Source organism: Streptomyces sp. ALI-76-A (assembly GCF_030287445.1).
GTDB lineage: Bacteria > Actinomycetota > Actinomycetes > Streptomycetales > Streptomycetaceae > Streptomyces.
Genome location: NZ_JASVWB010000002.1, coordinates 3089268 through 3106684, shown reverse-complemented (window position 1 = coordinate 3106684; position 17417 = coordinate 3089268). Strand labels below are relative to the sequence as shown.

General features: G+C 72.9%; 17 protein-coding genes and 1 pseudogene. 6 read left to right on the top strand and 12 right to left on the bottom strand.

Features of this window, described 5'->3' with window-relative positions; translation table 11 throughout:
* Positions 1 to 54 precede the first annotated feature (54 nt).
* Positions 55 to 873 carry an EI24 domain-containing protein gene (locus tag QQS16_RS14940; RefSeq protein WP_286062158.1) on the top strand — a complete coding sequence of 273 codons (819 nt, stop codon included), beginning with the start codon at positions 55 to 57 and terminating at the stop codon, positions 871 to 873.
* Here QQS16_RS14940 and QQS16_RS14935 read toward each other — a convergent pair.
* Positions 827 to 2071 carry a pyroglutamyl-peptidase I gene (locus tag QQS16_RS14935; protein ID WP_286062157.1) on the bottom strand — a complete coding sequence of 415 codons (1245 nt, stop codon included), beginning with the start codon at positions 2069 to 2071 and terminating at the stop codon, positions 827 to 829. The two genes, QQS16_RS14940 and QQS16_RS14935, sit on opposite strands and share 47 nt — an antisense overlap.
* Positions 2072 to 2484: 413 nt before the next feature.
* On the opposite strand from QQS16_RS14935, the pseudogene QQS16_RS14930 reads away from it, so the two are divergent.
* Positions 2485 to 3512: pseudogene (locus QQS16_RS14930) on the top strand (glycoside hydrolase family 3 C-terminal domain-containing protein); the annotation flags it as partial.
* A 102-nt stretch (positions 3513 to 3614) separates the two neighbouring features.
* Here QQS16_RS14930 and QQS16_RS14925 read toward each other — a convergent pair.
* Both QQS16_RS14925 and QQS16_RS14920 read right to left on the bottom strand, forming a co-directional pair.
* Positions 3615 to 4583, bottom strand: a complete 969-nt coding sequence (locus QQS16_RS14925) for an aldose epimerase family protein (RefSeq protein WP_286062156.1) — start codon at positions 4581 to 4583, stop codon at positions 3615 to 3617.
* A 15-nt stretch (positions 4584 to 4598) separates the two neighbouring features.
* Positions 4599 to 5492: an SGNH/GDSL hydrolase family protein gene (locus QQS16_RS14920; RefSeq protein ID WP_286062155.1), complete on the bottom strand. Its 894-nt coding sequence runs from the start codon at positions 5490 to 5492 to the stop codon at positions 4599 to 4601.
* 276 nt (positions 5493 to 5768) lie between these two features.
* Between QQS16_RS14920 and QQS16_RS14915 the strand changes: the two genes are divergently transcribed.
* Entirely contained in the window at positions 5769 to 6263 is a 495-nt protein-coding gene (locus QQS16_RS14915) for a DUF3145 domain-containing protein (protein WP_286062154.1), read from the top strand.
* A gap of 156 nt (positions 6264 to 6419) precedes the next feature.
* On the opposite strand, the gene QQS16_RS14910 is transcribed toward QQS16_RS14915, so the two are convergent.
* The 5 genes from QQS16_RS14910 to QQS16_RS14890 all read right to left on the bottom strand — a co-directional run bounded on the left by QQS16_RS14910 (position 6420) and on the right by QQS16_RS14890 (position 11371).
* Positions 6420 to 7700, bottom strand: coding sequence for a beta-ketoacyl-[acyl-carrier-protein] synthase family protein (locus tag QQS16_RS14910; protein WP_286062152.1), 1281 nt, complete (start codon positions 7698 to 7700; stop codon positions 6420 to 6422).
* A gap of 102 nt (positions 7701 to 7802) precedes the next feature.
* Positions 7803 to 8051, bottom strand: coding sequence for an acyl carrier protein (locus QQS16_RS14905; protein WP_030040115.1), 249 nt, complete (start codon positions 8049 to 8051; stop codon positions 7803 to 7805).
* Between the two features lie 79 nt (positions 8052 to 8130).
* A complete protein-coding gene (locus QQS16_RS14900; RefSeq protein ID WP_286062151.1) occupies positions 8131 to 9126 on the bottom strand; it encodes a ketoacyl-ACP synthase III in 996 nt (331 codons plus the stop codon).
* 17 nt (positions 9127 to 9143) lie between these two features.
* Complete coding sequence (locus QQS16_RS14895) at positions 9144 to 10076, bottom strand: ACP S-malonyltransferase (protein ID WP_286062150.1); 933 nt, start codon at positions 10074 to 10076, stop codon at positions 9144 to 9146.
* An 89-nt stretch (positions 10077 to 10165) separates the two neighbouring features.
* Positions 10166 to 11371 (bottom strand): PucR family transcriptional regulator, encoded by a 1206-nt coding sequence (locus QQS16_RS14890; protein ID WP_286062148.1) that lies wholly within the window; start codon positions 11369 to 11371, stop codon positions 10166 to 10168.
* Positions 11372 to 11444: 73 nt separating this feature from the next.
* On the opposite strand from QQS16_RS14890, the gene QQS16_RS14885 reads away from it, so the two are divergent.
* Positions 11445 to 12098, top strand: a complete 654-nt coding sequence (locus QQS16_RS14885; protein ID WP_286066329.1) for a pirin family protein — start codon at positions 11445 to 11447, stop codon at positions 12096 to 12098.
* A gap of 196 nt (positions 12099 to 12294) precedes the next feature.
* On the opposite strand, the gene QQS16_RS14880 is transcribed toward QQS16_RS14885, so the two are convergent.
* Both QQS16_RS14880 and QQS16_RS14875 read right to left on the bottom strand, forming a co-directional pair.
* On the bottom strand, positions 12295 to 13116 hold the full coding sequence (locus QQS16_RS14880; protein WP_286062147.1) for a serine hydrolase domain-containing protein: 822 nt from the start codon (positions 13114 to 13116) through the stop codon (positions 12295 to 12297).
* A gap of 19 nt (positions 13117 to 13135) precedes the next feature.
* Positions 13136 to 13618, bottom strand: a complete 483-nt coding sequence (locus QQS16_RS14875) for a GNAT family N-acetyltransferase (protein WP_286062146.1) — start codon at positions 13616 to 13618, stop codon at positions 13136 to 13138.
* Between the two features lie 96 nt (positions 13619 to 13714).
* Here QQS16_RS14875 and QQS16_RS14870 point away from each other — a divergent pair, with 96 nt between their 5' ends.
* A complete protein-coding gene (locus QQS16_RS14870) occupies positions 13715 to 14176 on the top strand; it encodes a MerR family transcriptional regulator (RefSeq protein ID WP_286062145.1) in 462 nt (153 codons plus the stop codon).
* Positions 14176 to 15201, top strand: coding sequence for an aldo/keto reductase (locus QQS16_RS14865; protein WP_286062144.1), 1026 nt, complete (start codon positions 14176 to 14178; stop codon positions 15199 to 15201). The genes QQS16_RS14870 and QQS16_RS14865 overlap by 1 nt, the downstream gene beginning before the upstream one ends.
* Here QQS16_RS14865 and QQS16_RS14860 read toward each other — a convergent pair whose 3' ends face one another.
* Complete coding sequence (locus tag QQS16_RS14860; RefSeq protein WP_286066328.1) at positions 15202 to 16068, bottom strand: DUF4429 domain-containing protein; 867 nt, start codon at positions 16066 to 16068, stop codon at positions 15202 to 15204.
* Positions 16069 to 16125: 57 nt separating this feature from the next.
* Complete coding sequence (locus QQS16_RS14855; RefSeq protein WP_286062143.1) at positions 16126 to 17343, bottom strand: alpha/beta hydrolase; 1218 nt, start codon at positions 17341 to 17343, stop codon at positions 16126 to 16128.
* Between the last annotated feature and the right edge of the window lie 74 nt (positions 17344 to 17417).

Below are 17417 nucleotides of genomic sequence, written 5' to 3'. Positions count from 1 at the left end.
CCGGCTCCCGGACACCGCCGCGGCCCTGAGGTCCGGCCCCGATAGAGTTTTCCCATGCGCGATCTCGGGGCGGGCTTCAGGTACCTCCTGGCGGGCCAACGGTGGGTGGCCCGGCACGGCAGGCAGTTCGGCTTCGGTCTGCTGCCGGGCCTCATCACCCTCGTCCTCTACGCGGCGGTGCTGGTCGCGCTGGCCCTGTGGGGCGAGGACGCCGTCGCCTGGGCGACACCGTTCGCCGACGACTGGTCGAGCCCCTGGGGCGGCCTGTTCCGCGGGTTCCTCACCGCGCTCCTGTTCGCCCTCGCCCTGCTGCTCTCCGTCATCACCTTCACCGCGGTCACCCTGCTGATCGGGCAGCCCTTCTACGAGAACCTCTCCGAGAAGGTCGACCGGGACCTCTCCCCGGACGGCACCGCCCCCGAGTCGGGCCTGCCGCTCTGGCGCGAGCTGTGGATCTCGGCCCGCGACAGCCTCCGGATCCTGGGGCGTGCCCTCCTGTGGGGCATCCTGCTCTTCGCGCTCGGGTTCGTCCCGGTCCTCGGTCAGACGGTCGTCCCGGCGATCGGCTTCCTGGTCACCGGCTTCTTCCTCACCCAGGAGCTCACCTCCGTCGCCCTCCAGCGCCGCCGCGTCGAACTCCGCGACCGACTCGCCCTCCTGCGCTCCCGCAGAGCCCTGGTCTGGGGCTTCGGCACGCCGCTCGCGGTGTCCTTCCTGGTGCCGTTCGTCGCGGTGTTCCTGATGCCGGGCGCGGTGGCGGGCGCCACGCTCATGGCCCGCGACCTGATGGGCGAGGAGAGCGTCGACGGTCACCAGGACGGAGACGTCAGCCTTCCGCCGCCACCGCCAGAATGGCCCGAACCTGCGCGATGATGTCCGCCCGGTTCCGCACGAACCCCGGATCGGTGACCGTCCCGGTCGCCGGATCGGTGTTCTGGGCCCCGAACTCCAGGACCGGCGTGTGCACATGCCCGCCCGGCAGCGAGTCGTGCAGCCCGAGCCGGTCCCGCAGCAGGGTGGCCCGGTAGGCGATCTCGTTGGAGAGGTAGTCCCCGCCGCCGCCCTGCCGGGCCGTCGACCCCGGTGTCGGCCCGTCCGGCCGGACGACCGGCGTGGTCCCGCCCGCCGGGATCTCGGTCACCCGCGTGTTGTCGTACACGGGGAACCGCCCGGTGCCGGCGGCCACGATCCTCGCGTACGGCAGGGTCGTCGTCGTCCACTGCGGCTGCGAGGCCGGGTCGGTGACCGGGACGGTACCGGTCACGCCGACGTTGTCGTTGTCCCCGAACCCGCCCCGCCAGGCCCCGTTGGTCCGCTCCACGTCGAAGCGGCCCACGCGTCCCTGGCTCACGGTGGTGAAGAGGTCGACCTTCCTCAGATACGGCCGCAGCGTCCGCTCGACGGTCCCGTCCGTGAAGTCCTGCCAGCGCACCGGGAAGACGACGGCCTCGATCCGCGCCGGCCCGTCCGGCGTCCCGATCACCGTGCCGTCGAGCGCGAGCGCGGTGGCCCCCGACGGATTGGAGATCCGGATGTCCCGGTCCAGCGTGAACGGGTCGAACCCGGTGACCAGGATCCGCTTGAGCTTCGTGTCCCGCGGATACCGGACGGCGGTCTGCCCGCGCGAGGTCCGCTCCAACGTGTCGATCAGCGACGCCCGTCGGGCACCGGACAGGCCGAACTGCGGCTCCCAGGTGCGTACCTCCCGGGTCATCGCCAGCCGCGCCCAGTACAGCGGCCGGTCGTCGTCCCGGCTCAGGTCCCCGCCCGCCGGCCCGCGCCCCTGCGCCCGCTCGACGGCCCGCCGCCACAGCGCCGACCCCTCCCGCACGACGGCCCGGCGGGCCTCGGCGTAGGAGCCGGCCGAGCCGAGGGTCCGGGCGAACCGCTCCGTCCGGGCGTCGAACCCGGACCGCCGGAGTATCTCCCGCGGCACGGCCCGGTCGAGCCGCCCCTCCTCGACGGTGGGGGAGAGCGCGGTCCCGGCCGCCGCCGCGGTGCCGGTGGGCACCGCCAGCCCCGCCAGCATGGTCAGCCCCAGGAATCCGATCCGAACACGTAGCGAGACCAAGGCAGTTCAGCCCTTCTGTAGCCGTGGGGGAAGCGGTACCGCCCGAACGGCCGCAGTATCCCGTGACAGGAGTGGTCCACGCCATACGGCGTGACGCCCGCGCCGGCCGGGCCCCCGCCTCCCGCGACGCCCCCCGAACGCCTCGACGGCCGGGGCGAGCCACCGCCTCCGTGCGGCCGCCACGTGCACGGCCCGAGCCGGGGCACCCTCGTCCGGGAGCAGGGCGCGTCCGGGCGTACCGACGCGGCGGCGAGCGCGGCACCGGGACCACGCCGAGGCGCGCGGCGACGCGGCCCTGTTCGGATGTCCACTCGCCGACCGCGTGCGCGACGCGCGGCCGGAAGCCCGCGCTCAGGGCGGCGTCCGGCAGGTGCCCCGCATGACCCGCGAGGTGCCCCGGCTGTTCCGTCACCCTGCGCGTCGACGGCACGACGTACTACGACGACGTCCAGCGCCCCGCCGACGACGACCCGTTCCAGGCGTTCTTCGGCGCCCCGGTGCCCCGCGCCCGGGTCGAACTGACCGCGGGCGAACCGGTGGAGGTGTCCCTGACGTACGTCGTGCCCGCCGCCGAGGACCACCCCATGAAGGCCATCGGCTTCTCCCTCGCCCACCAGGACCCGCAGCGCGACCCCGACGACCTGATCGCCGAGGCGGTCGCCGCCGCCCGCGCCGTCGACACGGCCGTCGTGGTGGTCGCCACCACCGAACGCGTGGAGTCGGAGGGCTTCGACCGCACCGACCTCACCCTCCCGGGCCGCCAGGACGACCTGGTCCACGCGGTCGCCGCCGCCAACCCGAACACCGTCGTGGTCGTCAACTCCGGCTCCCCGGTGGAGATGCCCTGGCGTGACGAGGTCGCCGCGGTCCTGCTCGGCTGGTTCCCCGGCCAGGAGGGCGGCGCCGCTCTCGCCGACGTCCTCACCGGCGCCCACGAACCCGGCGGCCGGCTGCCCACCACCTGGGGCGCCCTGACCGACGCCCCGGTCACCCAGGTCGTCCCGGAGAACGGCGAACTGCCCTACTCCGAGGGCGTCTTCATCGGCCACCACGCCTGGGAGCGGCAGGGCCGCACCCCCACCTACCCCTTCGGCCACGGCCTCGGCTACACCGACTGGACCTACGAGTCGGCCGAGGTGCAGGGGACGACCGTCACCGTCCGCGCCCGCAACTCCGGTACCCGCACCGGCCGTGAGGTCGTCCAGGTCTACCTGGCCCCCGTCGGACACGACGCCGAACGCCCCGCCCGCCGGCTGGCCGGTTTCGCGGGCGTGACCGCCGCCCCCGGCGAAACGGTGGAGGCCACCGTCGAACTCCCGCGCCGGCCTTCGAGATCTGGGACGAGAAGGCCGGATCCTGGTCGTTTGTGAAGGGTTCGTACGAGATCCAGGCGGGACGCTCGATCACGGACCGTCGGCTCACCGTGACGATTAACGTCTGATACGGGACAGGCGTCCCCATGGGCAGCCCCGGTCCGGGACCTGACACCCGGGCCGGGGCTCGTGCCGTGACGGGCCCCTTGGACGGTCTCCCCGCGGCCCGGTCAGCGGGCCGAGAAGCCGTACACCGTCTCCGAGCGGAACACCTCACCCGGCCGCAGCACCGTGCTCGGGAACTCCGGCCGGTTCGGGGAGTCGGGGAAGTGCTGCGTCTCCAGCGCGATGCCGTCACCGGGCGCGAAGGGACCCTCCAGGTGGTCGGCCGTGTACAGCTGGAGCCCGGGCTCGGTGGTCGCGACGGTCAGCACACGGCCGGAGGCGGGATCGTACAGCTCGGCGACCTCCACGGGGGTGCGCGTCACGCCCTTGTCGAGCACGAGGTTGTGGTCGTACCCGGCGCCCGCCTTCCGCGCCTGCCGGAAGTCGAAGCGGGTGCCCGCCACCTCCTCGATCCCCGTCGGGATCAGGTCCGCGTCGACCGGCGTGTACCGGGACGCGGCGATCCGCAGCTCGTGCCCGCCCGCGTTCCCGGACCCGCCCAGGTTGAAGTAGCTGTGGTTGGTCGGGTTCAGCACGGTCGGCGCGTCCGTGACCGCCTCGTACGCGATCCGCAGCGCCCCGGACTCCTCCAGCGTGTACGTCGCCGTGACCTCCAGGCGCCCCGGGAAGCCCTCCTCGCCGTCGGCGGCGACCCGGCTCAGCCGCACCCCGTGCCCGACCGGCTCCCCGTCCCACACCCGCTTGTCGAAGCCCGACTCGCCGCCGTGCAGCGAGTTCGGCGGGTTGTTGCGGGCCAGGGTGTACGTCCGGCCGTCCAGGGTGAAACGGCCGCCCGCGATCCGGTTCGCGTACCGCCCGATCAGCGCGCCCAAGTACGGCTCCGGGTGCGCCAGATAGCCGTCCAGGCCGGCGAACCCCAGCACCACGTTCTCCGCGCGCCCGTCCCGGTCCGGGACCTCCGCCGACTGGACGATCCCGCCGTACGACAGGATCCGTACCCGGACCCCCGCCCGCTCCAGGGTCCAGCGATGGACCGGGGTGCCGTCGGAAAGCGTCGCGAAGAGTTCGTTCATGTGCGGAACCTTAGGTCACGCCTGCTTTCCCGTGACCGCCCGATAGGCGATCTCCGCCAGCCGTGCCTGGCCGTTCACACTCGGGTGGAACCAGTCGTAGTGACTCAACTGGTCGGTGCCGAAGCGGTACGCGTACACCGCGCCGCCGTCGAAACGGCAGTGACGGTCCTTGGCGCACACCTCCTCCAGCACCTTGTTGTAGTCCTCCACCCGCTTCTGCACGGTGTCGCGCCGCTCGGTCGCCGCCGCGTCCACGGCGTCCGCGTCACCCAGCATCGACGGGCACAGGCCCAGCTTCCACACCTGCCTGCCCACGGGGTTCGTCCGGCCCTCGGACCACAGCCGCTTCAGGTTCGGCACGCTCGCCACGTACACCTGCGCCTTGGGGGCCGTCCCGCGCAGCGCGCTCATCGCGTCCTGGAAGTCGGCGCGGAAGTCGCTCACCGAGGTCATCGCCGAGGTGCTGGCCCGGCAGGCGTCGTTCGCCCCCACCATCACCGCCACCAGCCCCGGCTTGCGGCTCGCGGCCCGGACCATCTGACCGGGCAGGTCCGCCATCCGGGCCCCGGTCACGGAGTAGTTCCAGCTCCGCTCGGCCGCCTTCGCCCGGCCCAGCAGCCGGACGGCGAGACTGTCGACCTCGGCGCTGCTGCCGGTCGCCCAGGACACCTCCGGACAGTCCGTCAGCACCGCGCACGCGTCGAAGCCGCGGGTGATGGAGTCGCCCACGGCCGCGACCGAGGCCGGGCTGCTGTCCCACGCCGGTGTCGGGGACGGCTTCGCCTTCCGGGCGTCGGTGGCGGTCGGCCCGGGCGCGTCGCCACCGACGGCGTCACAGCCGGTGACGCCCAGGACGGCCGCCGACAGGACGGCGAGAACGGCACGCGCGCGGTGGCTTGGCTTCCGCATCCGGTGGGGATCCCCTCGTTCGTCGGGTGATGGCGGGAAAGGTGAAAACGTCGTCCGTCCATAACAACGCGCGGGAGTTCCCGACCGGCCGTCACGCAACGGTTCGCACCCGTACCAGCGTCCTGCCGGGTGAATGGCGGGTGTTTCGGGGCACCGGGACCGACGGTACGTCACACTCCTCGCGCCGCCGCACGGTAGCCTCGCCATCAGCGTGGCTGCCGTGCCACCGCCGCCATGCCAGCCTGCAAGACTGTCCCGCTCTGCCCGGAGGTCCCGGTGACGACACGTGGAGTTCTGTACGTGCACTCCGCGCCGCGCGCGCTGTGCCCGCACGTCGAGTGGGCCGTCGCCGGGGTGTTGGGCACACGCGTCAACCTCGACTGGATCCGGCAGCCCGCCGCGCCCGGAACCTGGCGCTCGGAGTTCTCCTGGCAGGCCCAGGCCGGCACGGCGTCCAAGCTTGCCTCGGCGCTCAGAGGCTGGCAGCTCCTGCGCTTCGAGGTCACCGCCGAACCCTGCGCCACCGCCGAGGGCGAGCGCTACAGCTGCACCCCCGACCTCGGCATCTACCACGCGGTCACCGGCATCCACGGCGACATCCTGATCCCGGAGGACCGGCTGAGGGCGGCCCTGGTCCGCTCCCAGCGCGGCGAGACCGACCTGGAAGCCGAACTCGCCAAGCTCCTGGGCAAGCCCTGGGACGACGAGTTGGAGCCGTTCAGGTACGCGGGCGAGGGAGCCCCGGTCCGCTGGCTGCACCAGGTGGTGTGAGCCCTCGGGGGCGCGGGGCCGTACCGACATGCGGTTCCGCCGCGTGGGCGCGGCCGGCCCCCACCGGCCGGTGGCCGGCCGGCCACAGCACCCCACACGCCGAGTGGCCCGGCCTCCCCACGGAGACCGGGCCACTTCTCAGCCGAACGGCGCATGTCACACCGTACGGAACGCCAGGACCACGTTGTGCCCGCCGAACCCGAACGAGTCGTTCAGGGCGGCGATCCGGCCCTCGACCGGCAGCTTGCGGGCCTCGCCACGGACGATGTCCGCGTTGGCCTCGGCCTCGGGGTCGAGGTTCTCGACGTTGATGGTCGGCGGGGCGACCCGGTGGTACAGCGCGAGGACCGTCGCGACGGTCTCGACACCGCCCGCGCCACCCAGCAGGTGGCCGGTCATCGACTTGGTCGCGGAGACCGCCATGTGGTCCGCGTCGTCGCCGAACACCTTGCGCAGCGCCTTCAGCTCGGCCACGTCACCGGCCGGCGTCGACGTCGCGTGCGCGTTGACGTGCATGATCTCCGCCGGGTCCAGGTCGGTGCGGTCCAGCAGGTTCTGCAGGGCGTGCGAGATGCCCCGCCCCTCCGGCTCCGGCTGCACGATGTCGTGGGCGTCGGCGGAGATGCCCTGCCCGACCGCCTCGGCGTACACCCGCGCGCCGCGCGCGGCGGCGTGCTCGGCGGACTCCAGGACGATCACGCCGGCGCCCTCACCCAGGACGAAGCCGTCACGGGCGGTGTCGTAGGGGCGCGAGGCGCCCTCGGGGTCGTCGTTGTTCTTGGACATCGCCATCATGTTGCCGAACGCGGCGATCGGCAGCGGGTGGATCGCCGCCTCCGTGCCGCCCGCGACGACGACGTCGGCACGGCCGGAGCGGATCATCTCGATGGCGTAGCCGATGGCCTCGGCGCCCGACGCGCAGGCGGAGACCGGCGTGTGCACGCCCGCCCGGGCGCCCACGAGCAGGCCCACGTTCGCGGAGGGGCTGTTCGGCATCAGCATGGGGACGGTGTGCGGGGAGACGCGGCGGACGCCCTTCTCCTTCAGCACGTCGTACTGGTCGAGCAGGGTCGTCACGCCACCGATGCCGGAGGCGATGACGGCGCCGAGCCGGTCGGCGTCGACGGCCCCGTCGGACCCGTCCTCACCGGCCTTGCCGGAGAAACCGGCGTCGGCCCACGCCTCCTGGGCCGCGATCAGCGCGAACTGCGCCGAACGGTCCAGACGGCGGGCCTGCGGGCGCGGGATGACCTCGGTCGGCTCCACGGCGATCTGCGCGGCGATACGGACCGCCTGCTCGGCGGCCCACTCCTGCTGGAGGACCTTGACACCGGACCTGCCGGCGACCAGACCCTCCCAGGTCGAGGCTGCGTCGCCACCCAGCGGTGTGGTTGCGCCGATACCGGTGACGACCACGGTGCGATTGGTCGGGCTCACGGGAATTCTTTCTCCAACGGATTCGAGGAGGACTACCCCCGCCCAGGCGGGGAGAACGGCGCCACCGCCGGGTGGCGGGGCCAGGCTCCGGGAGCTGGCGGATCAGCCCTGGTGCTTGAGGATGTACTCGGTCGCGTCGCCGACGGTCTTGAGGTTCTTGACGTCCTCGTCGGGGATCTTGACGTCGAAGCGCTCCTCGGCGGCGACGACGACCTCGACCATGGACAGCGAGTCGACGTCCAGGTCGTCGGTGAAGGACTTGTCCAGCTGGACGTCCTCAACCGGGATGCCGGCGATCTCGTTCACGATGTCGGCGAGACCGGCGACGATCTCTTCCTGAGTGGCGGCCATGGTGGGCGCTCCTTCTTGGGTTTTCAGAGGGTGTGTGGCGTTGGCTTCCGTGCCGGACCGATGATCCGGCACGGAGTGCCTAGGGGAGGGTAACGACAGTGGCGGCGTAGACGAGACCCGCCCCGAATCCGATGACGAGCGCGGTGTCGCCGCTCTTCGCCTCGCCGGTCGCCAGAAGCCGCTCCATAGCGAGCGGGATCGAGGCGGCCGAGGTGTTGCCGGTGGTGCGTACGTCACGGGCGACCGTGACGGACTCCGGCAGCTTGAGAGTCTTCACCATCGAGTCGATGATCCGCTCGTTGGCCTGGTGCGGAATGAAGACGTCCAGTTCGTCCGAGCTGATCCCGGCCGCGTCCAGCGCCTGCTGGGCGATCTTCGCCATCTCGAACACGGCCCAGCGGAAGACCGCCTGGCCCTCCTGCGTGATCGCCGGGAACTTGCCCGTGGAGTCGTACTCCGTCCACGCCACGGTCTGCTTGATGGTCTCGGACTTGTCGCCCTCGGAGCCCCAGACGGTCGGACCGATCGCGGGCTCGTTCGCGGGGCCGACGACGACCGCGCCGGCGCCGTCACCGAACAGGAAGGCCGTGGCGCGGTCCTCCAGGTCGGTCAGGTCGGACAGCCGCTCGACGCCGATGACGAGCACGTACTCCGCCGAACCCTCGACGATCATGCCCTTGGCGAGGGTGAGGCCGTAACCGAAGCCGGCGCAGCCCGCCGAGATGTCGAAGGCGGCGGCCCTGTCCGTGCCGAGCTTGTCGGCGATCTCGGTGGCGACGGCCGGGGTCTGCTTGAAGTGCGAGACGGTCGAGACGATCACGCCGCCGATCTGCTCGGCGGAGATCCCGGCGTCGGCGATCGCCTTGCCGGACGCCTCGATCGACATCGCGGCGACGGTCTCCTCGTCGTTCGCCCAGTGCCGCGTCTCGATGCCGGAGCGGGAGCGGATCCACTCGTCGGACGAGTCGATCTTCTCGAGGATCACCTCGTTCGGCACGACCCGGGTGGGGCGGTAGCCACCGACACCGAGGATGCGCGCGTACGGGGCGCCCTTGCTGGGCTTGATCTTCGACATGCTGCTCGGACTCCTTGTCAGGAACTGTGCTCGGCGATGAGCTCGCGAGCCGCGTCGAGGTCGTCGGGGGTCTTCAGAGCCAGGGTCCGCACACCGGGCAGCGCGCGCTTGGCGAGGCCGGTCAGCGTGCCGCCCGGGCACACCTCGATCAGGGCGGTGACGCCGCGTTCCTTGAAGGTCTCCATGCACAGGTCCCAGCGGACCGGGTTGGCGACCTGGCCGACCAGCCGCTCGAGGACCTCGGCACCGGTGGCGACGATCCGCCCGTCCCTGTTGGAGACGTAGGCGAGCCGCGGGTCGGCGGGCGTGAGGGCCTCGGCGGCCTTCGCCAGCGCGTCGACCGCGGGCGCCATGTGGTGCGTGTGGAAGGCGCCGGCCACCTTCAGCGGGACGACCTTGCGGACGCCCTCGGGCTTGTCCTCGCTCAGCGCGGCGAGCTGCTCCAGCGTGCCCGCGGCCACGATCTGGCCGGCGCCGTTGACGTTCGCCGGGGTCAGGCCCAGCTTCTCCAGGTGCGCGACGCTCACCTCGGGGTCGCCGCCGAGCAGCGCCGACATGCCGGTCGCGGTGACGGCGGCCGCCTCCGCCATGGCCAGGCCCCGGGCGCGGACCAGCCGGACGGTCTCCTCGTCGGAGAGCACCCCGGCGAGCGCGGCGGCGGTCAGCTCGCCGACGCTGTGCCCGGCGATGGCGCCGACCCTGCGGGGGAGTTCGGCCGGGTCGGCGAAGAGCGTGTGCGCCGCGGCCAGGCCGGCCGCGACCAGCAGCGGCTGCGCCACCGCGGTGTCGCGGATCTCGTCCGCGTCGCCCTCGGTGCCGTAGCGGATCAGGTCGAGCCGCACGGCGTCGGACCACGCCTCGACGGCGCCGCGGACACCGGGGAGTTCGAGCCAGGGAGTCAGGAAGCCGGGCGTCTGGGCGCCTTGGCCGGGAGCGACGAGTACGAGCACTCTCACACTCTCTCTTGTGGACGGCCACGACCGCCCGTGGGGACAGGGACGAAGAACAGGAGGGGGTTTTGTGGACCCCCGACAAAAGCTTAGGTCTGGAGATCGCCGTCGGCCAGACGCCCCAGGATGAGTGCTATGCGCAAGGTGAACGCCGAACGCACGTCCGACGGCGACCAGCCGGTGACGTCAGTCACACGTCGGAGCCGGTAGCGCACGGTGTTGGGATGGACGAAGAGCATCCGGGCGGCACCTTCGAGACTGCTCGCCTGTTCGAGATAGACGGAGAGTGTCTCCAGGAGCGCCGAGCCGGCCTCCTCCAGTGGTCTGTAGATCTCCTCCACCAACTGCTCGCGCGCGCCCGGGTCACCGGCCATCGCGCGCTCCGGAAGCAGATCGTCCGCCAGCACCGGCCGCGGGGCGTCCTGCCAGGCGGAACACGCCTTCAGCCCGGCGGCGGCGGCCTGCGCGGACCGGGTCGCGGCGAGCAGGTCGGGGACCACCGGCCCCGCGACGACGGGCCCCGCCGCATACGGTCCGATCAGCGACTTGGCCACCGCCAGCGGGTTGTCGCTGCCGCCCGCGATGACGACCAGCCGGGCGCCGAGCACCCCGGTGAGGACCTGGAGCTTGGCGTGCCGGGCGGCCCGCCGGATGGCCTCGACGGTCAGCTCGCTGTCACCGTCGGGCGCCTTCCCCAGCACCACGCACACATGCTCGGGGGCGTTCCAGCCGAGCGCCGCGGCCCGGGAGACGGCCCCCTCGTCGGCCTCGCCGCTCAGCACCGCGTTCACCACCAGCGACTCCAGCCGCGCGTCCCAGGCGCCGCGCGCCTCGGCGGCCTGGGCGTACACCTGGGCGGTGGCGAAGGCGATCTCGCGGGCGTACACCAGCAGCGCCTCGCGCAGCAGGTTCTCGTCCCCGGGGGCCGCCACCTCGTCGATCGCCGACTCCATGACCTCGATCGTGGTGCGCACCATCTCGACGGTCTGGCGCAGGGTGATGGCCCTGGTCAGTTCGCGCGGCGCGGTCCCGAAGACGTCGGTGGAGATGGCCTGGGGCGCGTCCGGGTGCCGGAACCACTCGGTGAAGGCGGCGATGCCGGCCTGGGCCACCAACCCGATCCAGGACCGGTTCTCCGGGGGCATGGCCCGGTACCACGGCAGCGTCTCGTCCATACGCGCGATGGCCTGCGCGGCGAGACTGCCGGCCGACTTCTCCAGCCGCTTCAGGGTCGCGGTGTGCGCGTGGACGTCGGGCGCTGTGGAGCCGTTGCGGCGGGTTTCGGGTTCGGGCACGGGACAAGACTGCCTCATCCGGACGCGAGGACGCGTCGCCGGGTCGCCGGTGAGGGCTACCGTGGTGCCCGTGATGGACCTACGGCGCGCGGCGGAGCGCTACCCGGGCGGTGACCCCGCGGCCGGAATCGAGTCCTGGCACGCCTTCTCCTTCGGCCCGCACTACGACCCCGGCAACCTCCGCTTCGGCGCGCTGATCGCCTGCAACGAGGAGCGGCTCGCCCCCGGCGCCGGCTTCGACGAGCACCCGCACAGCCACACCGAGATCGTGACCTGGGTCGTCGAGGGCGAGCTGACCCACCGTGACTCCACCGGTCACGAGACGCGGGTGCGGCCCGGCGACGTCCAGCGCCTGAGCGCGGCGGCGGGCGTCCGGCACGTCGAACGCAACGACGGCCCGGCCCCCCTGACCTTCGTCCAGATGTGGCTGGCCCCGCTGGAGCCCGGCGGCCACCCGTCGTACGAGATCGTCCACGGCATCGCGGACTCCACGCCGTACGCCGTCCCGGCGGCGGGCGCGCTGCTCCACGTGCGGCGGCCGGCGCCGGGGGAGCGGACGGCGGTGCCGGACGCGGCGTTCGTGTACGCGCAGGTCGTCCGCGGTGAAGTGATCCTGGACGGCGCGGAGTTGGGCCCGGGAGACGCGGCGAGGATCACCGACGCGAAGGACCTGGAGGCGATGGCCGTGACGCGAGCGGAGCTGCTGCTGTGGGAAATGCTCCCCTGAGCCCGTCCGACGTTGGTGGAGGCCCGTCCAGCGTCTCCCGAGGCGAGGCCCGTCCAGCGCCACCTCAGCCCGTCCGGCGCTTGAGGACGAGGCCCGTTCGGGGCCGACAGCGGGGGTCCGGGGGCGGCAGCCCCCGGGGACGGGACGGGTAGGGGCGGCGGGGGCGGGAGAACCCCGCCCCAGCCCCGCGACCGGCTCAGCCCCGCAGCTCCCCGAGCACCGCGTCCGTGAACGCCGGCCACACCTCGGCCGCCCACGGTCCGAACGCCCGGTCGGTCAGCGCCACGCACGCCACCCCCGCGTCCGGATCGGCCCACAGGAACGTCCCCGACTGCCCGAAGTGTCCGAAGGTCCGCGGCGAGGACGAAGCACCCGTCCAGTGAGGCGACTTGGAGTCCCGGATCTCGAACCCCAGCCCCCAGTCGTTGGGGTTCTGGTGCCCGTACCCCGGCAGGACGCCCTTCGTCCCCGGGTACTGGACCGACATCGCGTCGGCGACCGTGCGCGGATCGAGCAGCCGGGGCGCCTGGATCTCCGCCGCGAACCGCGCGAGGTCCTCCACGGTGGACACGCCGTCCTTGGCCGGAGAGCCTTCCAGGGCGGTGGACGCCATGCCCAGCGGCTCCAGCACGGCCTGCCGCAGGTACTCGGCGAACGGGATCTCCGTGGCCTTGGCGAGGTGGTCGCCGAGCTGTTCGAACCCGGCGTTGGAGTACAGCCGCCGCTCCCCGGGCGGGGAGGCCACCCGGTGCTCGTCGAAGGCCAGCCCCGAGGTGTGGGCGAGCAGGTGCCGCACCGTCGCCCCGGGCGGCCCGGCCGGCTCGTCGAGGTCGATCGCCCCCTCCTCGTACGCGACCAGGACGGCGTAGGCCGCGAGCGGCTTGGTGACCGAGGCCAGCGGGAAGCGCCGCCCCGCCTGGCCGTGGGTCCCGAGCAGGGTTCCGTCCGCCCGGACGACGGCCGCCGCGGCGGTGGGAACCGGCCAGTTCTCGATCAACGCAAGACTCCGCAAGGACATGCCGACGAGCCTAAGCCGCTCAGAACGTCAGCCGCATCGAGGGGTCCGGCTTGCGCACGAAGCCCAGGGACGCGTAGAGCGGTTCGGCCGCGGCGGACGCGTTCAGGTCGACCTGCGCGACGCCCCGCTCGCGGAACCACCGCAGCAGTTCCTCCACGCACGCGCGCGCGTGTCCCCGGCGCCGGGCGTCCGGGTCGGTGGCCACGCTGAAGACGTGGCCGACCCGTCCGTGCGGGTTGCCGGCCCGTCCGATGCGGTACTCCTCCGTGCCGGCCGCCAGCGCCGCCAGGGCCCCCGGCCGCTCCGGACGGTCCACGACGAACGCCGCGAAGTCCCCGTCCGGTTCGGCGAGGCGGGCGCGCAGCACGGGCAGCGAGGCGCTGTGCCACCTCGTGGACGCGGCGCCCGCGTCCGCGCCGGCGAACACCGAGTCGATCATCACCTGACGCAGCCGGAGCACTTCCTCCGCGTCCTCGGCCGTGGCACGACGTACGAGACTCATGTCCCGCACGCTAGCCAGCAGACCGATGCCGCGTCCGCCGATTTCTTACCGGATCCGCTTGCTTGGAGTGCACTCGAAGGCCATAGCGTTGAGGCCATGACGGTGATGGAGACCCCGGATACCAGGACCGACAGCTGTGCGGCCCCGCCGCACCACCGCAGGCGGCCGGAAGGCCAGGACAGCTACACGATCAGCGAGGTCGTCGCGATCACCGGCCTCACCGCGCACACTCTGCGCTGGTACGAACGCATCGGCCTGATGCCGCACATAGACCGCTCGCACACCGGACAGCGCCGGTACAGCAACCGCGACCTCGACTGGCTCGACCTCGTCGGCAAGCTCCGGCTGACCGGCATGCCGGTCGCGGACATGGTGCGCTACGCCGAGCTGGTGCGCGAGGGCGACCACACGTACGGCGACCGCTTCGAGCTGCTGAAGGCGACCCGCGAGGACGTCCTCGCCCGGATCGCGGAACTCCAGGACACGCTCGCGGTCCTCGACCGGAAGATCGGTTTCTACGCGGACGCCGGGCGGGCCCTGGCGTCGGAGAGGTCCTGATGACCAACGGCAGGATCCCCGCGGTACGGCTCGGCGCCGGCGGCCCCGAGGTGGGCGTGCAGGGCCTCGGCTGCATGGGCATGAGCTTCGCGTACGGCCCCACGGACGCCGGCGAGGCCCGGGCCGCCCTGGAACGGGCCCTGGAACTCGGCGTGACCCTGTACGACACGGCGGACGCGTACGGCGCGGGCGACAACGAGCGGTTCCTCGCCCCCTTCTTCAAGGCGCACCGCGACGACGTCGTGATCGCCACCAAGTTCGCCCTGGCGATCCCGCCGGACGACCCGACCCGGCGGATCATCCGCAACGACCCGCCCTACATCCGCCAGGCCGTCGAGGCGAGCCTGACCCGCCTGGACGTCGACGTCATCGACCTCTACTACATGCACCGGCGCGATGTGAACGTGCCGATCGAGGAGACCGTCGGCGTCATGGCCGAGCTGGTGCGCGAGGGCAAGGTCAAGCACCTGGGCCTGAGCGAGGTCACGGCGGCGGAGCTGCGGGCCGCGCAGGCCGTGCACCCGATCGCCGCCGTGCAGTCGGAGTGGTCGCTGTTCAGCCGGGACATCGAGGCGCGGGTGGTGCCGGCGGCCCGCGAGCTGGGTGTGGCCCTGGTGCCGTACTCCCCGCTCGGCCGGGGCTTCCTCACCGGCTCCTTCGCCGACGCCGACCAGGATCTGACCCCCGACGACTTCCGCCGACAGCAGCCCCGCTTCACCGGTGAGAACGCCGCCGCGAACGCGGCCCTGCTGGAGCCGGTCCGCGCGGTGGCCGGGGCCCACGGGGTCTCGCCCGGACAGGTGGCACTGGCCTGGGTGCACCAGCAGGCGGCGGTGCACGGCCTCCCGGTGGTCCCGATCCCGGGCACCCGCAAGGCCGCCCGGATCGAGGAGAACACGGCGGCGACGAGGATCGAGCTGACGGCGGAGCAGCTGGCCCTCCTGGAGCCGATCGCGGCCCAGGTGGCGGGCGACCGCTACGCGGACATGGCGTTCACCTCGGCCGGACGTGAGGAGCGCGGGTGACTACAGCTCCGCCAGCAGTTCCGCCTTCTTCACCGAGAACTCCTCGTCCGTCACCAGGCCCGCCTGGTGCAACTCCCCGAGGTGACGGATCCGTTCGGCGATGTCGGCGGGGTCCCGGCGGGGGCCGGCCGCGGGTACCGCCGCGACCGGCCCCCGCTGTTCCCGTACGGCCGCCAGGACCGCCGCGGCGAACGGCAGCGACTCGTGCACGGGTCCGTATCCCAGCCCGAAGACCACCGCCGCGGGATCCTGGTCGGCCTGCGCCGGCTGCTCGCCCGCGTCCCGCCGCAGCAGCCGCAGATACCCCTCGAACGCCTCCGGCGACCGCCACTCCACTCCGCTCAGTCCGGCCACCGGGAAGCTCTGGTCCCCGGCCTTCCACTTCGCCGAGGACGCCCCGGTCCAGAACCAGCGGAAGCGCACGGTGCGTCCGTCGAAGGACGCCTTGCCGTCGTAGGCCTTGAACCGCAGCGGCACCTCGGGCGCGGCCACCAGGAATCTGTCGGCCGGCCCGTCGTCCGCCGCGGTCAGCCGGGCCCGCAGCTCGTCGGCGTAGTACTCGGCGAGCGTCTCGCGCTCGGCGGGCAGCACCAACCGGTACGGATCGCAGCCCTCCGTCAGCTGTCCCGCGGCCGCCTCCGTCAGCGGGTCGGCGCCAGGGCGCGGCGTGGCGCGCAGCACGACCGTTCCGCGCCGGCCGGGGGAGAGTGTCACCCCGGAGAGCGCCTCCAGGGGGACCCGCCGCTCGCCCAGCGCCTGGAACAGCCTGGGAGTGCGAATGCCCCGTTCGTAGCGGATGAGCACGGAGTCGGACTCGAACTCCCAGGCGGCATGAAATCCGGCCAGTACGTCACCCATGCGGCTCATCGTATGCGGCACGAGCTTCTTCGTCCCCTCCCCGCGCAGACCGCGGTTCCTGCGCCTCTACGCGCGTCCGGCCGTGGTCGTACCGGACAAACCCGTCCGGCAGGCTTCCGTGTCGCCCGCGCAGCGCACCGAGCGGTACGCGCCGACGCCGATCTCCGCGAAGTTCAGCAGGCTCCGCGTACCCGGCACGAAATAGCCGCTGTGCCCGTCCGCGCCCCGCGCCGACAGCACCCGGGCGCCGAACGCGGAGGACATCGGGTCGGCCCCGTGGCCGAACCCGCCGACCTCCAGGTACGGCACGTCCTGGATCCAGTCGTCGGCGTCCCGCATCGCCCACACCCGCGCGGAGGTGCGCAGGTGGGCGGCGCTCGCGACCCGCATCCCGGGGCTGCCCGCCACCGCGATGTCGGCCACCCGGTCCGGCAGCCCGCGCGCGGCCAGGCCGCACACCACGGATCCGTAGCTGTGGCAGAAGAGGGAGACCGGGGAGTCGCCGGGCAGGCCGCGCACCAGCGCGTTCAGCCGGACCGCGCCCTGCGCCGCGCGCATCGCGGTGGCGGAGTCGAGGCCGAGCCCGGCGGGCGCCGTGTAGTCGGCCCAGGCGATGACGGCCGTACGCGTCGTCGGGCTGGCCGCGCGCTCGGCCTCGTGGAGGGCCTCGGCCATGCCGGCGGGGGCGGAGTATCTGCGGCTGGTGCGCTGGAAGGTCAGCAGGTCGGTGTCGACGCCGGGGACCACGACGGAGACCCGCTCGGCCGTGGTGAGGTCTCCGAACACCTCGGCGACCCGGCCCGTGCCGCCGGGGTCGAACGCCAGGATGCGGCGGCCCTTCGCCATCAGCGCCTCGTAGCGGTGCATGCGCAGGCCCGCCTGCTGCTGCCCGCCCGGCGACAGCCGTGTGTCGTGCATGCGTTTCAGCTCGTCCCGGCGGGCCTGGCCGAGCGCGATCCGGTTGGCGCGGTAGCGCAGCTCGGCGGGGGCGCCGTTCATGTTGCCGACCGCGAGCGGATAGCGCCGGGCGAGGACGGCACCCTCCTGGGCGGTGAGCGCGGCGAAGAAGCGGGCCAGGCGCCGGGGGCCCGTGTCCGGGTCGGGCAGGGGCTGCCCGTGGAGGCGGCCGTGCTCCCACTCCGAGAGCGAGGCCTCCAGCGCGGTGGTGCTCCCCTGGCTGCGCAGCGCGGTCCAGCCGGTGGTCGCCAGCATCACGAACACGACGGCCAACGCGAGCAGCGCGCGCTGGACGTTCAGTGGCGGGGAGGTGTCGAAGGAAGTCACTGAAAGGACACACTAGGAGAACGAACGGGTCTCGCGTTGACCGAGTGGCACGAATCACGTTTGGAGAAAAGGGA